Source organism: Pseudomonas glycinis (assembly GCF_054871425.1).
Map to the genome: position 1 here is coordinate 68,445 of NZ_JBTYHF010000009.1, position 16,734 is coordinate 85,178.

At 59.7% G+C, this 16,734-nt stretch carries 19 protein-coding genes; 5 read left to right on the top strand and 14 right to left on the bottom strand.

The annotated features are described in order from the left end of the window. Positions 1 to 114 precede the first annotated feature (114 nt). Positions 115 to 684: a GspH/FimT family pseudopilin gene (locus ACYSTU_RS21005; protein WP_499001395.1), complete on the top strand. Its 570-nt coding sequence runs from the start codon at positions 115 to 117 to the stop codon at positions 682 to 684. Here ACYSTU_RS21005 and ispH read toward each other — a convergent pair. From ispH to murJ, 6 genes are all read right to left on the bottom strand, one after another. Continuing rightward, complete coding sequence (ispH, locus tag ACYSTU_RS21010) at positions 641 to 1,585, bottom strand: 4-hydroxy-3-methylbut-2-enyl diphosphate reductase (RefSeq protein ID WP_016773129.1); 945 nt, start codon at positions 1,583 to 1,585, stop codon at positions 641 to 643. The genes ACYSTU_RS21005 and ispH overlap by 44 nt on opposite strands. Before the next feature lie 205 nt (positions 1,586 to 1,790). Beyond that, on the bottom strand, positions 1,791 to 2,243 hold the full coding sequence (fkpB, locus tag ACYSTU_RS21015) for an FKBP-type peptidyl-prolyl cis-trans isomerase (RefSeq protein ID WP_016773128.1): 453 nt from the start codon (positions 2,241 to 2,243) through the stop codon (positions 1,791 to 1,793). Next, complete coding sequence (lspA, locus tag ACYSTU_RS21020) at positions 2,236 to 2,748, bottom strand: signal peptidase II (protein WP_024014359.1); 513 nt, start codon at positions 2,746 to 2,748, stop codon at positions 2,236 to 2,238. The genes fkpB and lspA overlap by 8 nt, the downstream gene beginning before the upstream one ends. Beyond that, complete coding sequence (ileS, locus tag ACYSTU_RS21025) at positions 2,741 to 5,572, bottom strand: isoleucine--tRNA ligase (RefSeq protein WP_073475512.1); 2,832 nt, start codon at positions 5,570 to 5,572, stop codon at positions 2,741 to 2,743. Before ileS ends, lspA begins: the two co-directional genes overlap by 8 nt. Positions 5,573 to 5,585: 13 nt before the next feature. After that, positions 5,586 to 6,524, bottom strand: coding sequence for a bifunctional riboflavin kinase/FAD synthetase (ribF, locus tag ACYSTU_RS21030; protein ID WP_016773125.1), 939 nt, complete (start codon positions 6,522 to 6,524; stop codon positions 5,586 to 5,588). Positions 6,525 to 6,653: 129 nt separating this feature from the next. Beyond that, the gene (murJ, locus tag ACYSTU_RS21035) at positions 6,654 to 8,192 is read right to left on the bottom strand and encodes a murein biosynthesis integral membrane protein MurJ (RefSeq protein ID WP_016773124.1); all 1,539 of its coding nucleotides are present in this window, start codon (positions 8,190 to 8,192) and stop codon (positions 6,654 to 6,656) included. Positions 8,193 to 8,444: 252 nt separating this feature from the next. Here murJ and rpsT point away from each other — a divergent pair, with 252 nt between their 5' ends. Then, the gene (rpsT, locus tag ACYSTU_RS21040) at positions 8,445 to 8,717 is read left to right on the top strand and encodes a 30S ribosomal protein S20 (RefSeq protein ID WP_003228351.1); all 273 of its coding nucleotides are present in this window, start codon (positions 8,445 to 8,447) and stop codon (positions 8,715 to 8,717) included. A gap of 184 nt (positions 8,718 to 8,901) precedes the next feature. On the opposite strand, the gene ACYSTU_RS21045 is transcribed toward rpsT, so the two are convergent. The 5 genes from ACYSTU_RS21045 to rplU form a co-directional block, all read right to left on the bottom strand. Further along, positions 8,902 to 9,369 (bottom strand): CreA family protein, encoded by a 468-nt coding sequence (locus ACYSTU_RS21045; RefSeq protein WP_039761698.1) that lies wholly within the window; start codon positions 9,367 to 9,369, stop codon positions 8,902 to 8,904. A gap of 10 nt (positions 9,370 to 9,379) precedes the next feature. Further along, positions 9,380 to 10,498 (bottom strand): glutamate 5-kinase, encoded by a 1,119-nt coding sequence (gene proB, locus ACYSTU_RS21050; RefSeq protein ID WP_039761700.1) that lies wholly within the window; start codon positions 10,496 to 10,498, stop codon positions 9,380 to 9,382. 137 nt (positions 10,499 to 10,635) lie between these two features. Then, entirely contained in the window at positions 10,636 to 11,859 is a 1,224-nt protein-coding gene (gene cgtA / locus ACYSTU_RS21055; protein ID WP_016773122.1) for an Obg family GTPase CgtA, read from the bottom strand. Positions 11,860 to 12,052: 193 nt separating this feature from the next. Then, positions 12,053 to 12,310, bottom strand: coding sequence for a 50S ribosomal protein L27 (rpmA, locus tag ACYSTU_RS21060; protein ID WP_016773121.1), 258 nt, complete (start codon positions 12,308 to 12,310; stop codon positions 12,053 to 12,055). Positions 12,311 to 12,345: 35 nt separating this feature from the next. Beyond that, positions 12,346 to 12,657: a 50S ribosomal protein L21 gene (gene rplU, locus ACYSTU_RS21065; protein WP_007924746.1), complete on the bottom strand. Its 312-nt coding sequence runs from the start codon at positions 12,655 to 12,657 to the stop codon at positions 12,346 to 12,348. A gap of 241 nt (positions 12,658 to 12,898) precedes the next feature. Here rplU and ACYSTU_RS21070 point away from each other — a divergent pair, with 241 nt between their 5' ends. The 3 genes from ACYSTU_RS21070 (at position 12,899) to ACYSTU_RS21080 (ending at position 14,852) form a co-directional block, all read left to right on the top strand. After that, positions 12,899 to 13,867, top strand: coding sequence for a polyprenyl synthetase family protein (locus ACYSTU_RS21070; RefSeq protein ID WP_016773120.1), 969 nt, complete (start codon positions 12,899 to 12,901; stop codon positions 13,865 to 13,867). A 181-nt stretch (positions 13,868 to 14,048) separates the two neighbouring features. Then, positions 14,049 to 14,390 (top strand): zinc ribbon domain-containing protein YjdM, encoded by a 342-nt coding sequence (locus tag ACYSTU_RS21075; RefSeq protein ID WP_016773119.1) that lies wholly within the window; start codon positions 14,049 to 14,051, stop codon positions 14,388 to 14,390. Positions 14,391 to 14,594: 204 nt separating this feature from the next. Continuing rightward, on the top strand, positions 14,595 to 14,852 hold the full coding sequence (locus ACYSTU_RS21080; RefSeq protein WP_016773118.1) for a PA4570 family protein: 258 nt from the start codon (positions 14,595 to 14,597) through the stop codon (positions 14,850 to 14,852). Positions 14,853 to 14,991: 139 nt separating this feature from the next. On the opposite strand, the gene bamJ is transcribed toward ACYSTU_RS21080, so the two are convergent. The 3 genes from bamJ to ACYSTU_RS21095 all read right to left on the bottom strand — a co-directional run bounded on the left by bamJ (position 14,992) and on the right by ACYSTU_RS21095 (position 16,655). Further along, positions 14,992 to 15,609 (bottom strand): BamJ family beta-barrel-assembly machinery protein, encoded by a 618-nt coding sequence (bamJ, locus tag ACYSTU_RS21085; protein WP_016773117.1) that lies wholly within the window; start codon positions 15,607 to 15,609, stop codon positions 14,992 to 14,994. Between the two features lie 120 nt (positions 15,610 to 15,729). Beyond that, positions 15,730 to 16,035, bottom strand: coding sequence for a DUF6482 family protein (locus ACYSTU_RS21090; RefSeq protein WP_125918159.1), 306 nt, complete (start codon positions 16,033 to 16,035; stop codon positions 15,730 to 15,732). Between the two features lie 131 nt (positions 16,036 to 16,166). Beyond that, positions 16,167 to 16,655 carry a TIGR00645 family protein gene (locus ACYSTU_RS21095; RefSeq protein ID WP_016773116.1) on the bottom strand — a complete coding sequence of 163 codons (489 nt, stop codon included), beginning with the start codon at positions 16,653 to 16,655 and terminating at the stop codon, positions 16,167 to 16,169. Between the last annotated feature and the right edge of the window lie 79 nt (positions 16,656 to 16,734).

Below are 16,734 nucleotides of genomic sequence, written 5' to 3' on the forward strand. Positions count from 1 at the left end.
CGTCGGCTATACCTGCTTTTACACGCTAGAACATTCGCTCGGCACGCGCCGACTGATTTGCCCTGCGCGGCGCACGGATTGCGCTGCTCATACCATTCCACGGAGGGATTTTTCATGCCGCAACACGGTTTCAGCCTGATTGAACTGCTTATGGGACTGGCGATTGGCGCAATTGTTCTGCTGCTGGTCAGCCCGGCGTTCGCCGCACTCAAACAGGCGACTCAACGCGACCACGCGGCGCAGTCGCTGCTCGAAGGCATCCGCCACGCTCGCACACTGGCGATTACGCACAATCAGAGCGTGGTGATCCATGGCATCGACGGTGACTGGAGTCAGGGTTGGCGGATCATTCTGGATCGAAGCGGCAGGGGGCCGGAGGACAGCAGCAATCCGCTGCTGGTTGAACGCGCCAGTGAGGCGAAAGTGCCGATTGTCGGCAACTGGTGGGTGAGCCGCTATGTGCGGTTCAGTCATTTGGGGCAACCGCTGATGCCGGGAAGGCGGTTTCAGGCAGGGACAATACACGTCTGCTCGCCGCGCGAACCGGTCAGCCAGCGGCAGATCGTGCTGGCGGCGACCGGTCGCGTGCGCCTGAGCAGTCAGGAGACCGAACAGGCGCTGTGCGACAAACGCAGAAGCGTCAGATCGAACGGACGCGCAGCTCTTTCGGCATCGAGAACGTGATGTTCTCCTCACGGCCAGCCAGCTCGTCGGCACCGGTTGCGCCCCAGGCCTGCAATTGCTGGATCACGCCCCGGACCAGCACTTCCGGTGCCGAGGCGCCAGCGGTAATGCCAATGCGCTCGACGCCGTCGAACCAGCTCTGTTGCAGATCCTCGGCACCGTCGATCAGGTACGCCGGAGTCGCCATGCGCTCAGCCAATTCGCGCAGACGGTTGGAGTTGGAACTGTTCGGGCTGCCGACCACCAGCACCACGTCGCACTCGTCGGCCAGTTGCTTGACGGCGTCCTGGCGGTTTTGTGTGGCGTAGCAGATATCGTCCTTGCGCGGGCCACCAATCGCCGGGAAGCGCGTGCGCAGGGCATCGATAACGCGGCTGGTGTCGTCCATCGACAAGGTTGTCTGGGTGACGAAAGCGAGTCTTTCCGGATCGCGCACCTGCAGTGCGGCCACGTCCTTTTCGTCTTCAACGAGGTAGATCGCGCCGCCATTGCTGGCGTCGTACTGGCCCATGGTGCCTTCGACTTCCGGGTGACCGGCGTGGCCAATCAGGATGCACTCGCGACCGTCGCGGCTGTATTTGGCGACTTCGATGTGCACCTTCGTCACCAGCGGGCAGGTTGCATCGAATACTTTCAGGCCACGACCGGCAGCTTCGTTGCGCACGGCTTGGGAAACACCGTGGGCGCTGAAGATGACGATGACGTCATCGGGTACCTGATCGAGCTCTTCGACGAAAATCGCGCCACGGCTGCGCAGGTCTTCGACGACGAACTTGTTGTGCACCACTTCGTGACGCACATAGATCGGCGGCCCGAAGACTTCCAGGGCGCGGTTGACGATTTCGATCGCCCGGTCCACACCGGCGCAGAAGCCACGGGGGTTGGCGAGTTTGATTTGCATGCTGTGCCTCGTGTCTTGCGCGCGAAAACAATGGAAAACAGACTGTGGAGACCTGCTTGTTGTGGCGAGGGGATTCATCCCCGCTCGGCTGCTTAGCAGTCGTAGACCGTCAACGGACTTATCTCAGAATCCGTTGACTGGTCTGGGGCGCTTCGCACCCCAGCGGGGATAAATCCCCTCGCCACAGAAGCTCACTCCTGCATTTTTAGATCGCTTTGACGGAAATGATTTCCACGTCAAAGGTCAGCGTCTTGCCCGCCAGCGGGTGGTTGAAGTCAACGGTCACTTGCGTGTCATCGAATTCCTTCACCACTCCTGGCAATTCAGTATTGGCCGCATCATTGAAGATCACCAGCAGACCCGGCGACAACTCCATGTCGGTGAACTGCGAACGCGGGATGGTCTGCACGTTCTGCGGGTTCGGCTGACCAAAAGCGTTTTCCGGCTCGACGGTCAGGGTGCGCTTGTCGCCGGCCTTGAAGCCGAACAGTGCGGCTTCGAAGCCCGGCAGCAGGTTGCCATCGCCGACCTTGAACGTCGCCGGGGCCTTGTCGAAGGTACTGTCGACGGTGTCACCGTTTTCCAGGCGCAAGGCAAAGTGCAGGGTGACTTCGGTGTTCTGGCCGATGCGTTGCTCAGTCGATAGCGGTTCAGTCATGAGCGGCCTCTTCGGTTTTCTTCGATTTGAACATGTCCAGTGCCAGCATGATCGCGCCAACGGTAATCGCGCTGTCGGCAATGTTGAACGCCGGGAAATACCAGCGGTTCTGCCAGTGCACCAGAATGAAGTCGATCACATGGCCCAGGGCAATGCGGTCATACAGGTTGCCCAGCGCGCCACCCAGCACCAACGCCAGGGCGACGGCCAGCCATGTGTCGTTGCGGCCCAGACGCTTGAGCCAGACCACCAGCACGGCACTGACGACAATGGCGATCAGGGCAAACAGCCAGCGCTGCCAGCCGGAGCTGTCCGCGAGGAAGCTGAAGGCAGCGCCAGTGTTGTAGGCCAGCGTCCAGCTGAACAGATCGGGAATGATCACGATCTGCTGGAACATTTCAAGCTTGGCTTCGAAGTAGAACTTGCTGGCCTGGTCAATGACCAGAACCAGCAAGCTCAACCACAGCCAGCTCAGCCGTCCGAAACGGCCAATGGCATCAGGCATAGTGACGAACCTCGCCAGCACCGCTGATGTTGTCGACGCAACGCCCGCAGATTTCCGGATGCTCCGGGTTCACGCCGACGTCTTCGCGGCAATGCCAGCAACGCGCGCATTTCGGGAACGCCGATTTGACGATCTTCAGTTTCAGACCGCTGACTTCGGTGGCCACTGCATCGGCCGGAGCCTGCACGAATGGTGCAACGCTGGCAGTCGAGGTGATCAGGACGAAGCGCAGCTCATTGCTCAGCTTGGCCAGATCGGCGCTCAGCGCCTCTTCGGCAAACAGCGTCACTTCGGCCTGCAGGTTGCCACCGACGGCTTTCGCCGCACGCTGGATTTCCATCTCTTTGTTGACCGCGACTTTCACTTCCATGATGCGATCCCAGTAGGCGCGACCCAGCTCGAAGCCTTCCGGCAGCTCGGTGAGGCCTTCGTACCAGGTGTTGAGCATGACCGACTCGTTACGCTCGCCCGGCAGGTATTGCCACAGTTCGTCAGCAGTGAAGGCGAGGATCGGCGCGATCCAGCGCACCAGCGCTTCAGAGATGTGGAACAGCGCAGTCTGGCACGAGCGCCGGGCCTTGCTGTCGGCACCGGTGGTGTACTGGCGATCCTTGATGATGTCGAGGTAGAAACCGCCCAGCTCCTGCACGCAGAAGTTGTGGATCTTCGAGTAGACGTTCCAGAAACGGTATTCGCCGTAGTGCTCTTGCAACTCGCGTTGCAGCAGCAGCGTGCGATCCACCGCCCAGCGATCCAGCGCCAGCATGTCTTCGGCCGGCAGCAGGTCGGTGGCCGGGTTGAAACCGGTCAGGTTGGAAAGCAGGAAGCGCGCGGTGTTACGGATACGACGATAGGCATCAGCGCTGCGCTGCAGGATCTGCTCGGACACCGCCATTTCGCCGGAGTAGTCGGTCGAAGCGACCCACAGACGCATGATGTCGGCGCCCAGGGTGTCGTTGACCTTCTGCGGCGCGATCACGTTGCCCAGCGATTTGGACATCTTGCGGCCGGACTCGTCGACGGTGAAGCCGTGCGTCAGCAGTTCGCGGTACGGCGCGTGGTTGTCGATGGCGCAACCGGTCAGAAGGGACGAGTGGAACCAGCCACGGTGCTGGTCGGAACCTTCCAGGTAGAGGTCGGCACGCGGGCCGCTCTCGTGGCCCATCGGGTGCGAACCGCGCAGAACGTGCCAGTGCGTGGTGCCCGAGTCGAACCAGACGTCGAGGGTGTCGCTGATCTTGTCGTACTGCGGCGCTTCATCGCCCAGCAGTTCGGCAGCGTCGAGTTTGAACCAGGCTTCGATGCCTTCGACTTCAACGCGTTTGGCGACTTCTTCCATCAGCTCGACGGTACGCGGGTGCAGCTCGCCGCTTTCCTTGTTGAGGAAGAACGGGATCGGCACGCCCCAGTTGCGCTGACGCGAGATGCACCAGTCCGGACGATTGGCGATCATCGAGTGCAGGCGCGCCTGGCCCCAGGCCGGAACGAACTTGGTGTCTTCGATGGCTTTGAGCGAGCGCACGCGCAGGGTGTCGCCACTGGTTGGCTCCTTGTCCATGCCGATGAACCACTGCGCGGTGGCGCGGTAGATCAGCGGGGTCTTGTGGCGCCAGCAGTGCATGTAGCTGTGTTCGATGACGGTGGTGTGCATCAGCGCACCGACTTCGGTCAGTTTTTCGACGATGGCCGGGTTGGCCTTCCAGATGAACTGGCCGCCGAAGAATTCCAGCGACGGCACGTATACGCCGTTGCTCTGTACCGGGTTGAGGATGTCGTCGTTGACCATGCCGTATTTCTTGCAGGTCACGAAGTCGTCCACGCCATAGGCCGGGGCGGAGTGAACCACGCCGGTGCCAGCGCCCAGCTCAACGTAGTCAGCCAGGTACACCGGCGACAGACGATCGTAGAACGGGTGACGGAAGTTGATCAGCTCCAGCTCTTTACCGGTGGTGGTGGCGATGACCGAACCTTCCACGCCATAGCGCGCCAGGCAGGCTTCGACCAGCTCTTCAGCCAGCACCAGCAGCTTGTCGCCGATATCGACCAGGGCGTAGTTGAATTCCGGGTGCACGTTCAGCGCCTGGTTGGCCGGGATGGTCCACGGGGTGGTGGTCCAGATCACGATCGCAGCAGGTTTGCTCAGCGAGGCCAGACCGAACGCGGCAGCCAGTTTGGCCTCGTCAGCGATCGGGAACGCAACGTCGATGGTCGAGGACTTTTTGTTCTCGTACTCGACTTCCGCTTCAGCCAGAGCCGAACCGCAATCGAAGCACCAGTTCACCGGCTTGAGGCCCTTGAAGACGAAACCGCCCTTGACGATTTCGGCGAGGGCGCGGATTTCACCGGCCTCGTTCTTGAAATCCATGGTCTTGTACGGGTTGGCGAAGTCGCCCAGCACGCCGAGACGGATGAACTCGGACTTCTGCCCTTCGATCTGCTCGGTGGCGTAGGCACGGCACAGCTCGCGGGTTTTATCCGCGCCGAGGTTCTTGCCGTGGGTCACTTCAACCTTGTGCTCGATCGGCAGGCCATGGCAATCCCAGCCCGGGACATACGGCGCGTCGAAACCCGACAGGGTTTTCGAGCGGATGATCATGTCCTTGAGAATCTTGTTCAGTGCGTGACCGATGTGGATCGTGCCGTTGGCGTACGGAGGGCCGTCGTGCAGGACGAACTTCGGACGATCCTTGCCAATCTCGCGCAACTTTCCGTACAGGCCAATACTGTCCCAGCGCTGCAGGATCTGCGGTTCGCGCTGTGGCAGGCCGGCCTTCATTGGGAAGGCGGTGTCCGGAAGGTTTAGCGTGGCTTTATAGTCGGTCATTTAAGGCTCTTCATTAGCGATGGGCGCTAGGTGCGGCTAGTGCACGGGCGGTGGCGACATCCGCATTGATCGCCGTTTTCAATGCCTCCAGAGAGGCGAAGCGCTGCTCTTCACGCAGCTTTTGGTGGAAAACCACCGTCAAACGCCGGTCATACAGATCGCCGGCAAAATCTAACAGATGGACCTCGAGGTGGGCTTTGCCATCCCCTTGCACCGTAGGGCGCACGCCGATATTGGCGACGCCGGGCCAGGTCTTGCCGTCGATGTCGACATTCACCAGATACACCCCGGTAAACGGCACGCGACGACGCTTGAGTTGAATGTTGGCAGTGGGCGTGCCCAGTTGCCGGGCCAGTTTCTGACCATGCAGCACGCGACCGGCGATGCGGTACGGACGGCCGAGCAAGCGTTCGGCCAAGGCAAAATCGGCCGCAGCCAAGGCGTTGCGCACCTGCGTGCTGCTGACGCGAATGCCGTCCAGCTCGACGGTTTGCGCCGCTTCGACGGTGAAACCGTGAACCTGCCCGGCCTGCATGAGAAAATCGAAATCGCCGAGGCGGTCGCAACCGAAACGGAAATCATCACCGACCTCCAGATGCTGCACGCCGAGGCCATCGACCAGAATGGTATCGACGAACTCACTGGCGCTGAGCTTGCTCAGCCGCTGGTTGAAAGCCAGGCACAACACCCGGTCGACGCCTTCAGCGGCCAGTAACTGCAGCTTGTCGCGCAACCGCGCCAGACGTGCCGGTGCGGTGTCGGGAGCAAAGAACTCCCGCGGCTGCGGCTCGAAAATCACCACGCAGCTGGGTACGCCCAACTCGAGCGCACGCTCACGCAGCCGGGCCAGGATAGCCTGGTGACCACGGTGAACACCGTCAAAGTTGCCAATAGTGGCGACGCAGCCCCGATGCTGGGGGCGCAAGTTGTGGAGGCCTCGAACCAGCTGCATAACGCGCTTCTTGCTCATAAAGTGGTCGATTATAACCACACCCGACGGCCGACGACAGGCAACACCGTAACGCAAAGTGAACGAGCCGACAAAACCGCCGGCCCATGCCTGCTCATGAAGGCTGAAACCTCAGCTCAAGGCCTTGCGATTGAAGTCGCGCAGGCGGAAACCCAACAGCAGCAACATACCGAAATACGCCACCACGCCAGCAACCACCAGCGCGCCCAGGCGCAAGAAGCGCTCAAGCATATGGCCCTCATCCCAGGCGGGCATGAAATGCATGCCGGCCAGCAAGACCGCCGACATCACGGTCACCGCAACGACCAGCTTGAAGCCGAATTTGCCCCAGCCCGGTTGCGGTTGATACATCTTTTGCTTGCGCAGTTGGTAGAACAGCAGCCCGGCGTTCAGGCAAGCACCGGCACTGATCGCCAAGGCAAGGCCGGCGTGGGCCAGCGGCCCGATCAACGCCAGGTTGAACAACTGCGTGCAGACCAGCGTGAAAATCGCGATTTTCACCGGGGTGCGAATGTTCTGTTGCGCATAAAAGCCCGGCGCCAGCACTTTGATCACGATAATCCCGAGCAGGCCGACCGAATAGGCAATCAGCGCACGCTGGGTCATCTCGGCATCAAAGCCACTGAACTGGCCGTACTGGAACAGCGAAACAGTCAGCGGCTCAGCAAGAATTCCCAGCGCCAATGCGCACGGCAGCACCAGCACAAAGCACAGGCGCAGCCCCCAATCGAGGATTCGCGAGTATTCGTGACGATCCTTGCTGGCATAGGTCTTGGCCAGTGTCGGCAGCAGAATCGTCCCGAGAGCCACACCCAACACACCCGACGGCAATTCCATCAAGCGGTCGGCGTAATACATCCACGACACCGAACCTGCAACCAGAAACGAGGCGAAGATGGTGTTGATGATCAATGAAATCTGGCTGACCGACACGCCGAGAATCGCCGGCAGCATCTGCTTCATCACCCGCCACACGCCGCTGTCGCGCAGGTTCAGGCGTGGCAGCACGAGCATGCCGATCTTTTTCAGGTGCGGCAGCTGATACAGCAACTGCGCCAGACCGCCGACCAGCACCGCCCAGCCAAGGGCCATGACCGGTGGATCGAAGTACGGCGTGAGGAACAGCGAAAACACGATCATGCTGACGTTGAGCAGAGTCGGCACGAAGGCCGGCACCGAGAAGCGGTTCCAAGTGTTGAGGATCGCGCCGGCCAGCGACGACAGCGAGATCAGCAATATATAAGGAAAGGTCACCCGCAACAGATCGGAGGTGAGCTGGAATTTCTCCGGGGTATCGGTAAAACCGGGCGCTGTGGCCCAGATCACCCAAGGGGCGGCGATCATGCCCAGCGCCGTCACCACCGCCAATACCAGCGTCAGCAGGCCCGACACATAGGCAATAAAGGTGCGCGTCGCCTCTTCGCCCTGCTGGCTTTTATATTCAGCCAGAATCGGCACGAAAGCCTGGGAGAAAGCCCCTTCGGCAAAGATGCGCCGCAGCAGGTTGGGCAGTTTGAACGCAATAAAGAAGGCATCCGTGGCCATCCCGGCGCCGAATGTCCGCGCGATCAGCGTGTCACGAACAAAACCCAGAATCCGGGAAAGCATCGTGATAGAGCTGACGGCGGCCAACGATTTGAGCAGATTCATTGAGAGAGTTTGTGCCTGTCGATAAACAGCAGGCGAACAATGCGCCTACTTGTGCGATACTCCGCGCCGCAACAGCACAGAGCCAAAGCTCGCGAGTTTACAGGTCAAGCGCCGGAAATAAATATCCCGCCTCTTTATACCTACCACTTAGCGGAACGATTCAAGTGCCCTTGACAAGACAAGTCTTCATCGGCATGATTCGCGGCCTATTTTGTTTGCTATTTCCTAAAAAGTCTTTCGAGGAGCTCGACGGTGGCCAACTCACCTTCCGCCAAAAAACGTGCAAAACAGGCTGAGAAGCGTCGCAGCCACAACGCCAGCCTGCGTTCCATGGTTCGTACCTACATCAAGAATGTAGTTAAGGCCATCGACGCAAAAGACGCTGAAAAAGCTCAAGCTGCATACGTTCTGGCTGTGCCAGTTATCGACCGTATGGCCGATAAAGGCATCATCCACAAGAACAAGGCTGCTCGTCATAAGAGCCGTCTGAATGGCCACGTCAAAGCGCTGAAAGAAGCCGCTTAATCGACGTAGTCATTAAAAAACCGACCTCAGGGTCGGTTTTTTATTGCCTGTGATTTAACAAGCTACAGGCAAAAAAATGTGGGAGCGAGCCTGCTCGCGAATGCGATCTGCCAGTTGGTATTTCTATCGACCGACATGACCTCTTCGCGAGCAGGCTCGCTCCCACAGTTCGGATTGGTGGCGCTTATTGCTGGACCGGCACCCACGGCAGGATCGGGATGGCCGTGACCGCATTCTGCGGACTGCCCTCGATCAAGCGATCGCTGTAGACCAGGTACACCAGCGTGTTGCGCTTCTTGTCGAGGAAACGCACCACCTGCATGGTCTTGAACACCAGCGAGGTGCGCTCCTTGAACACCTCGTCGCCGTCCTTCAACTCACCCTTGAACTTGATCGGCCCGACCTGACGACAAGCGATCGACGCCTCAGCACGATCCTCGGCCAGACCGAGACCACCCTTCACTCCACCAGTCTTGGCGCGCGACAGGTAGCAGGTCACGCCCTCGACTTTCGGATCGTCGAAGGCCTCGACCACGATCCGGTCATTCGGCCCGACAAACTTGAACACCGTCGACACCTGACCGATTTCCTCGGCCGAGGCCAGCAATGGCATGGCCATCAGCAGGCCCAACAATCCTTTCGCTACACGCATCGAATTTTCCTTAGACCAGAATCAGGTTGTCACGGTGAACCAGTTCCGGTTCCGCCATGTAACCGAGCAAACCGACAATCGCATCCGACGACTGACCGATGATTTTTTGCGCTTCCAGAGCGCTGTAATTGGCCAGACCCCGAGCGATCTCCCGACCGTCCGGCGCCACACAGACGACCATCTCACCGCGACGGAAACTGCCTTGAACCAGTTTCACACCCACCGGCAGCAGACTTTTGTTGCCCTTGGACAACGCCGACACCGCCCCCTCATCCAGCACCAGAGTGCCACGGGTTTGCAGGTGACCGGCCAGCCACTGCTTGCGCGCCGCGAGCATGCCACGCTCCGGCGATAGCAGCGTGCCAATGCGCTCGCCCGCCTTCAGGCGATCGAGCACACGCTCAAGGCGCCCGCCGACGATGATGGTGTGCGCACCGGAACGCGCTGCCAGGCGTGCCGCACGCAACTTGGTCTGCATGCCGCCGCGCCCCAGCGCACCACCGGTACCACCGGCAACCGCATCCAGCGTCGGATCATCGGCGCGTGCTTCATAAATCAGCTGCGCATCGGGATTGTTGCGCGGATCGGCGTCGAACATGCCGTCGCGATCAGTGAGGATCACCAGCAGATCGGCCTCGACCAGATTGGCCACCAGCGCCGCCAGCGTGTCGTTGTCGCCGAAACGGATTTCATCGGTGACCACAGTGTCGTTTTCGTTGATCACCGGAATGACTTTCAGCTCGACCAGCGCACGCAAGGTACTGCGGGCGTTGAGGTAGCGCTTGCGGTCGGAGAGGTCGTCGTGGGTCAGGAGAATCTGCGCAGTGTGCCGGCCATGCTCGGCGAAGCTCGACTCCCAAGCCTGCACCAGCCCCATCTGACCGATTGCAGCGGCCGCCTGGAGCTCGTGCATGGCACTGGGTCGTGCGGTCCAGCCCAAGCGACTCATGCCGGCCGCCACCGCCCCGGAGGACACCAGCACCAGCTCGACGCCCGCTTCATGCAACGCCACCATCTGCTCGACCCAGACACTCATCGCCGCGCGATCCAGCCCTTTGCCGTCAGCTGTCAGCAAAGCGCTGCCGATCTTCACGACCCAACGCTGCGCACCTGTCACCTTGCTCCGCATCATCTTCAACCTTAGCTTGAGGGCAGCGCGACCTGGCGCTGCCCGTGACGTTAATCGTGGCGATTGCTGACCAACGATCGATTTCCGGATACTAAAACGCCGCTCGATTGAGCGGCGTTCAAGTTTATCGCAACGGATCAGTCACGCACGTAAATGATTTCCGGACCGTCTTCGTCATCCACATCTTCTTCGTCCCAGTCATCGTCGCCGATGTCATGGACCGACTTCACGCCACTGCGACGCAAGGCACGCTTGTCGTCCAGCGCCTGCAACTGCGCACGGGCTTCGTCTTCGATGCGCTGATCGAGATCGGCCAGCTCTTCCTTGTACGCAGGATCTGCGGCGAGGCGATCGGCACGGTCTTCCATGTAACGCATGATGTCGTGGCACAGACGCTCGGTACCGATCTTGGCGATGGCCGAGATCACGTACACCGGACCGGTCCACTCCAGACGATCGACGATTTCCTTGACGCGAGCATCGTGCTCTTCTTCAAGGATCTGGTCGCACTTGTTCAACACCAGCCAGCGATCACGCTCGGCCAGCGACGGACTGAATTTGATCAGCTCGTTGACGATCACTTCAGCTGCGTCCGGAGCACTGGAATCATCCAGCGGCGCCATGTCGACGAGGTGCAGCAGCAGACGCGTACGCGCCAGGTGCTTGAGGAAGCGAATGCCCAGGCCAGCACCGTCGGAAGCGCCTTCGATCAGACCCGGAATGTCGGCAATGACGAAGCTCTTCCAGCGATCGACGCTGACCACACCCAGGTTCGGCACCAGCGTGGTGAACGGGTAGTCGGCGACTTTCGGCTTGGCGGCCGAGACCGAACGGATAAAGGTACTTTTACCGGCGTTCGGCAAGCCGAGCAGACCGACGTCGGCCAGCACTTTCATTTCCAGTTTCAGATCGCGCTGCTCGCCCGGCTTGCCTGGCGTGGTCTGACGCGGTGCACGGTTGGTACTGGATTTGAAGCGGGTGTTGCCCAGACCGTGCCAGCCGCCCTGCACTACCATCAGTTTCTGACCGGCCTTGGTCAGGTCGCCGATGACTTCCTGAGTGGCAGAGTCGATCACGGTGGTGCCGACCGGCACGCGCAGGATCAGGTCTTCGCCCTTCTTGCCGGTGCAGTCGGTGCTGCCACCATTGGAGCCACGCTCGGCATCGAAGTGACGGGTGTAACGGTAGTCGACCAGGGTGTTGAGGTTTTCGTCGGCCATCATGTAGATGGAACCGCCGTCACCGCCATCACCGCCGTTCGGGCCGCCGTTTTCAATGAATTTTTCCCGGCGGAAACTCATGGCACCGTTGCCACCGTCACCGGCCTTTACGCGAATCGATACTTCATCAACAAACTTCATAACCAACGCCTCTCGCCGTACGGACGAGCCGAAAAACAATCAAGACATAAGACTCTTGCAAAAATGAGCGCAGCGACCCCAAGACACGACCTGCATCGCACGCCGACAGCCCATACAAACAGCTTTGCAAGAGACTCACCCCACAAACGAAAAAGCCCCGTCGCAAGACAGGGCTTCTCCAGCGATCTCGCGATTAAGCCGCGATTACGCTCACGTAACGACGACCGAAGGCGCCCTTTACTTCGAACTTGATCACGCCTTCGATTTTAGCGAAGAGAGTGTGATCCTTGCCCATGCCAACGCCGTAGCCAGCGTGGAATTGGGTGCCGCGCTGACGCACGATGATGTTGCCGGCCTTGATGACCTGGCCGCCATACATCTTCACGCCAAGGCGTTTGGCTTCTGAGTCGCGACCGTTACGGGTACTACCACCAGCTTTTTTGTGTGCCATGAGTTCAATTCTCCTAGTGAGGAATTAGGCTGTAATTAAGCCTGAATACCGGTGATTTTGATCTCGGTGAACCACTGGCGGTGGCCCATACGCTTCATGTGGTGCTTACGGCGACGGAACTTGATGATGCGGACTTTATCGTGACGACCTTGGGAGATCACTTCAGCCTTGACGGTTGCGCCAGCAACAACTGGTGCGCCGATGTTCACGTCGTCGCCGTTGGCGACCAGCAGAACGCGATCAAAAGTCACGGATTCGCCAGTAGCGATTTCCAGTTTTTCGATCTTCAGGTATTCACCTTCAGCGACCTTGTATTGCTTACCGCCGGTAACGATTACTGCGTACATGGTATTTCTCCGATAATCCTGCTCACCCAGCTCTTTATAAGAAGAGGTATTGGCTGGCATGGCTGCATGGGGCTGGAACGGCCCAAGTGCAATTGCGTAAGGCAGGTGCTGCCCAGGAAGTTCAGGGTGCGCGATTGTACGCAAGCAATCTGCCTCGCGCAAGTGGCCGTCCATCGCGCCTTGACAGGTCTGGACGGGGGTCCTAGCATGCCGCGCAACCCTTCTGGAGCGACTCTCGCTGATGCAACCCCAAGCTTTCTACCGCGCGGTGGCGGACGATTTTAGCGCCGTCGACGGCATCATCAAGAAGCAGCTGACGTCTCGAGTGCCGCTGGTATCGAAAATCGGCGATTACATCACGTCGGCCGGCGGCAAACGCCTGCGTCCTTTATTAGTGTTGCTGTGTGGCAAGGCCCTGGGTCGCGAAGGCGACGACATGCGCCTGCTGGCCGCCACCATCGAATTCCTGCACACCGCGACCCTGCTGCATGACGACGTCGTCGACATGTCCGGCATGCGTCGTGGCCGCTCGACCGCCAACGCCATGTGGGGCAATGCCCCGAGCGTGCTGGTCGGCGACTTCCTGTACTCGCGCTCGTTCGAAATGATGGTCGAACTGGGCTCGATGCCGGTGATGAAGATTCTCTCCCAGGCCACACGCATCATCGCTGAAGGTGAAGTGTTGCAGCTGTCCAAGGTGCGTGACGCCAGCACCAGCGAAGAAACCTACATGGAAGTCATCCGCGGCAAGACCGCGATGCTCTTCGAAGCCTCGACCCACAGCGCCGCCGCGCTCGCCGGCGCGACCGCCGAGCAGAGCGAAGCCCTGCGCACGTTCGGCGATCACTTGGGTGTGGCGTTCCAGCTGGTTGATGACCTGCTCGACTATAAAGGCGACGCGGAAACCCTGGGCAAGAACGTCGGCGACGATCTGGCCGAAGGCAAACCGACCCTGCCGCTGATCTACACCATGCGCGAAGGCACGGCCGAACAGGCGGCACTGGTGCGTCAGGCGATCCAGAAAGGCGGGATCGAAGACCTCGAAAGCATCCGCATCGCCGTCGAAGCGTCCGGCTCGCTGGAGTACACCGCGCAACTGGCCCGCGATTACGTGGCCCGTGCGATCAAGTGCCTCGAGGCGCTGCCGGCCAGCGAATACCGCGATGCGCTGGTGGAACTGAGCGAGTTCGCGGTAGCCCGCACGCACTGATTCATCCCCTGTGGGAGCGAGCCTGCTCGCGAAAGCAATCTGCCAATCGACTCAATGTTGACTGACACAGCGCTTTCGCGAGCAGGCTCGCTCCCACAGTAGTTTCTGCGCTATGCCCTCCTCCGCGTAAAACCCTATACAATGTGCGCCCTTTAGTCCTCCTGATACCCAAGGAACCTTAGTGAGCACGTTGCCACCCTGCCCGAAATGCAATTCCGAATACACCTACGAAGACGGCACCCAACTGGTCTGCCCCGAGTGCGCCCACGAGTGGTCTGCCAGCGGCGAAGCCGAAGTGGCGGCCGATGATGCCGTGAAGAAAGATTCGGTCGGCAACGTCCTGCAGGACGGCGACACCATCACCGTGATCAAGGACCTCAAGGTCAAGGGCACATCGCTGGTGGTCAAGGTCGGCACCAAGGTCAAGAACATCCGCCTGTGCGATGGCGACCACGACATCGACTGCAAGATCGACGGCATCGGCCCAATGAAGCTCAAATCCGAGTTCGTCAGAAAAGTCTGAGCCTTGCGTCATCCATCCTGCGCCAGCCGTGGGATGGAGCTTTGCCCTCCCCGCTTCAGCTCAATGAATCCGCGCATGGCCATCAGCCAGCCATTTTGACCTGACACAACCTTTACCCGGAAAACTCCACGATCCGCCAATAGGCACTTGCTATTTGATGAATAAGAATTATTCTCATTGAAACCTTTCAAGGAGATGAACCCCATGACTTATTTGATCGACGCCTGGCTGGATCGCCCACACCCGTACCTCAGAATCCTCCATCGGGAAACCGGCGAAGTCTGTGCGGTGCTTGAAGAAGAAGCGTTGCATGAGCTGCAGGATCAAGGCGATCTGGACGTCAGCAGCCTCAATTCCAGCGAGCCGCTGGTGCTCAAGGAGCTGGTGCGCAATCTGTTCCTGTTCTGCTATGCCCGGGCGTTGCGCCCGACCAATGAGCTGCACAACAAGATCGAAATATGAGCAGCATTAAAAAAACCTGTGGGAGCGAGCTTGCTCGCGAAAGCGATAAATCAGTCAACGAATGAGTCGACTGAAAAACCGCCTTCGCGAGCGAGCTCGCTCCCACATTTTTCAGCCCGCCATCAAGGCAGGCTCGGTTTTACAGAACGTCCAGCAGCTCGACGTCGAACACCAGAACGCTGTGCGGCGGGATGCTGCCCACGCCTTGCGCGCCGTAAGCCAGTTCGCTCGGCACGTACAGGCGCCATTTGCTGCCGGCATTCATCAGTTGCAGGGCTTCGGTCCAGCCAGCGATCACGCCGCCAACCGGGAATTCTGCAGGCTGGCCGCGCTCGTAGGAGCTGTCGAACACAGTGCCGTCGATCAGCGTGCCGTGGTAATGCGTACGCACCTGGTCTTCACGGGTCGGCTTGGCGCCATCGCCCTGAGTCAGTACTTCGAATTGCAGGCCGGAAGCCAGGGTGGTGATGCCGTCACGCTTGGCGTTTTCGGCGAGGAAGGCCAGGCCTTCGCCAGCCGCGGCTTCAGCCTTGGCAGCTGCTTCGGCTTGCATGATCTCGCGGATCACTTTGAAGCTGGCGGACATTTCTTCCTGGCCAACACGGCTTGGCTTGCCGGCGAAAGCGTCGGTCAGACCGGCCAGGATCGCGTCCAGGCTGACACCCGGTGGCGGGTTGTCGCGCAGCTGGTCGCCGAGTTGACGGCCGATACCGTAGCTGACGCGGGTTTCGTCGGTGGACAGATTTACTTCGGACATGACACTGCTCCGCTGTGCGGACGGCCACAGGACTTGCCGTGCGTGCACAGCGCGTCCCGGCGCGCCCGGAACCAAAAGGGCGAGCAGACTAGCACAGATACCCCGGACTTGGGGCCGAGGCTACAGGGCCGAGCGCCAGGCGAGCGGCACTTTCAGGCTTTCATCGAGGTCACCGACCAGGCCACACATTTCGTCGTGGACCGAGGTGTGCACAAGATTGAAGGGCAGTACCGGGAAAGCATGCAGCAGATCCCGCGCGTGCTCCACTGAGCGCAGCGTCAGCATATTGCCCTTGAGATCGCTCAACGGATACGCCGTCCCATGCATCCTCGCTTCCAACAGGTAAATGCCTCCTTCCATGGAGATCAGGTTCAACTCGTCGACCTTTTTGGCAACAGCAAACGCGTTCAACTCTTGCAGGTTCATGGAAGCACCTCACACCGTGGCGAATCGCACCGTTACAGGCATAGGCCGCTGCGCTTGAAAGCACAAGCCACAAACGAAACCGCCCGTCTGTTTCGCAACAGACGGGCGGTTTTTTTGCCTTGATCGGCTGATCAGTGCTTGGTGACCTTGTCCAGGTAACCCATGGCAAACGCGGACACCACAAAAGTCATGTGAATGATCACGTACCACATCAGATGCTCGGGATCGACGTTCTTGGCATCCATGAAGATGCGCAGCAGGTGGATCGAAGAAATCGCCACGATCGACGCCGCGACTTTCATTTTCAGCGACGACGAGTCCATGGTGCCCAGCCAGCTGAGCTTCTCTTTGCCTTCGTCGATGTCCAGTTGCGAGACGAAGTTCTCGTAGCCGGAAATCATCACCATCACCAGCAGACCACCCACCAGCGCCATGTCGATCAGCGACAGCAGCACCAGAATCAGATCCGATTCAGCCATGGCGAAGACGTTGGGCAGGATATGGATGATTTCCTGGAAGAACTTCAATGCCAGCGCCAGCAGACCGAGGGACAGGCCGATGTAGATCGGCGCCAGCAGCCAGCGGGTGGCGTACATTGCATTTTCGATAAAGCGTTCCATTGACTCTCACACAAGGGGCTGGAAATGGCGGCGAGTATAACAGCCCGCTGTGACAGCCAGAAACCGCCGGAAAATCCGC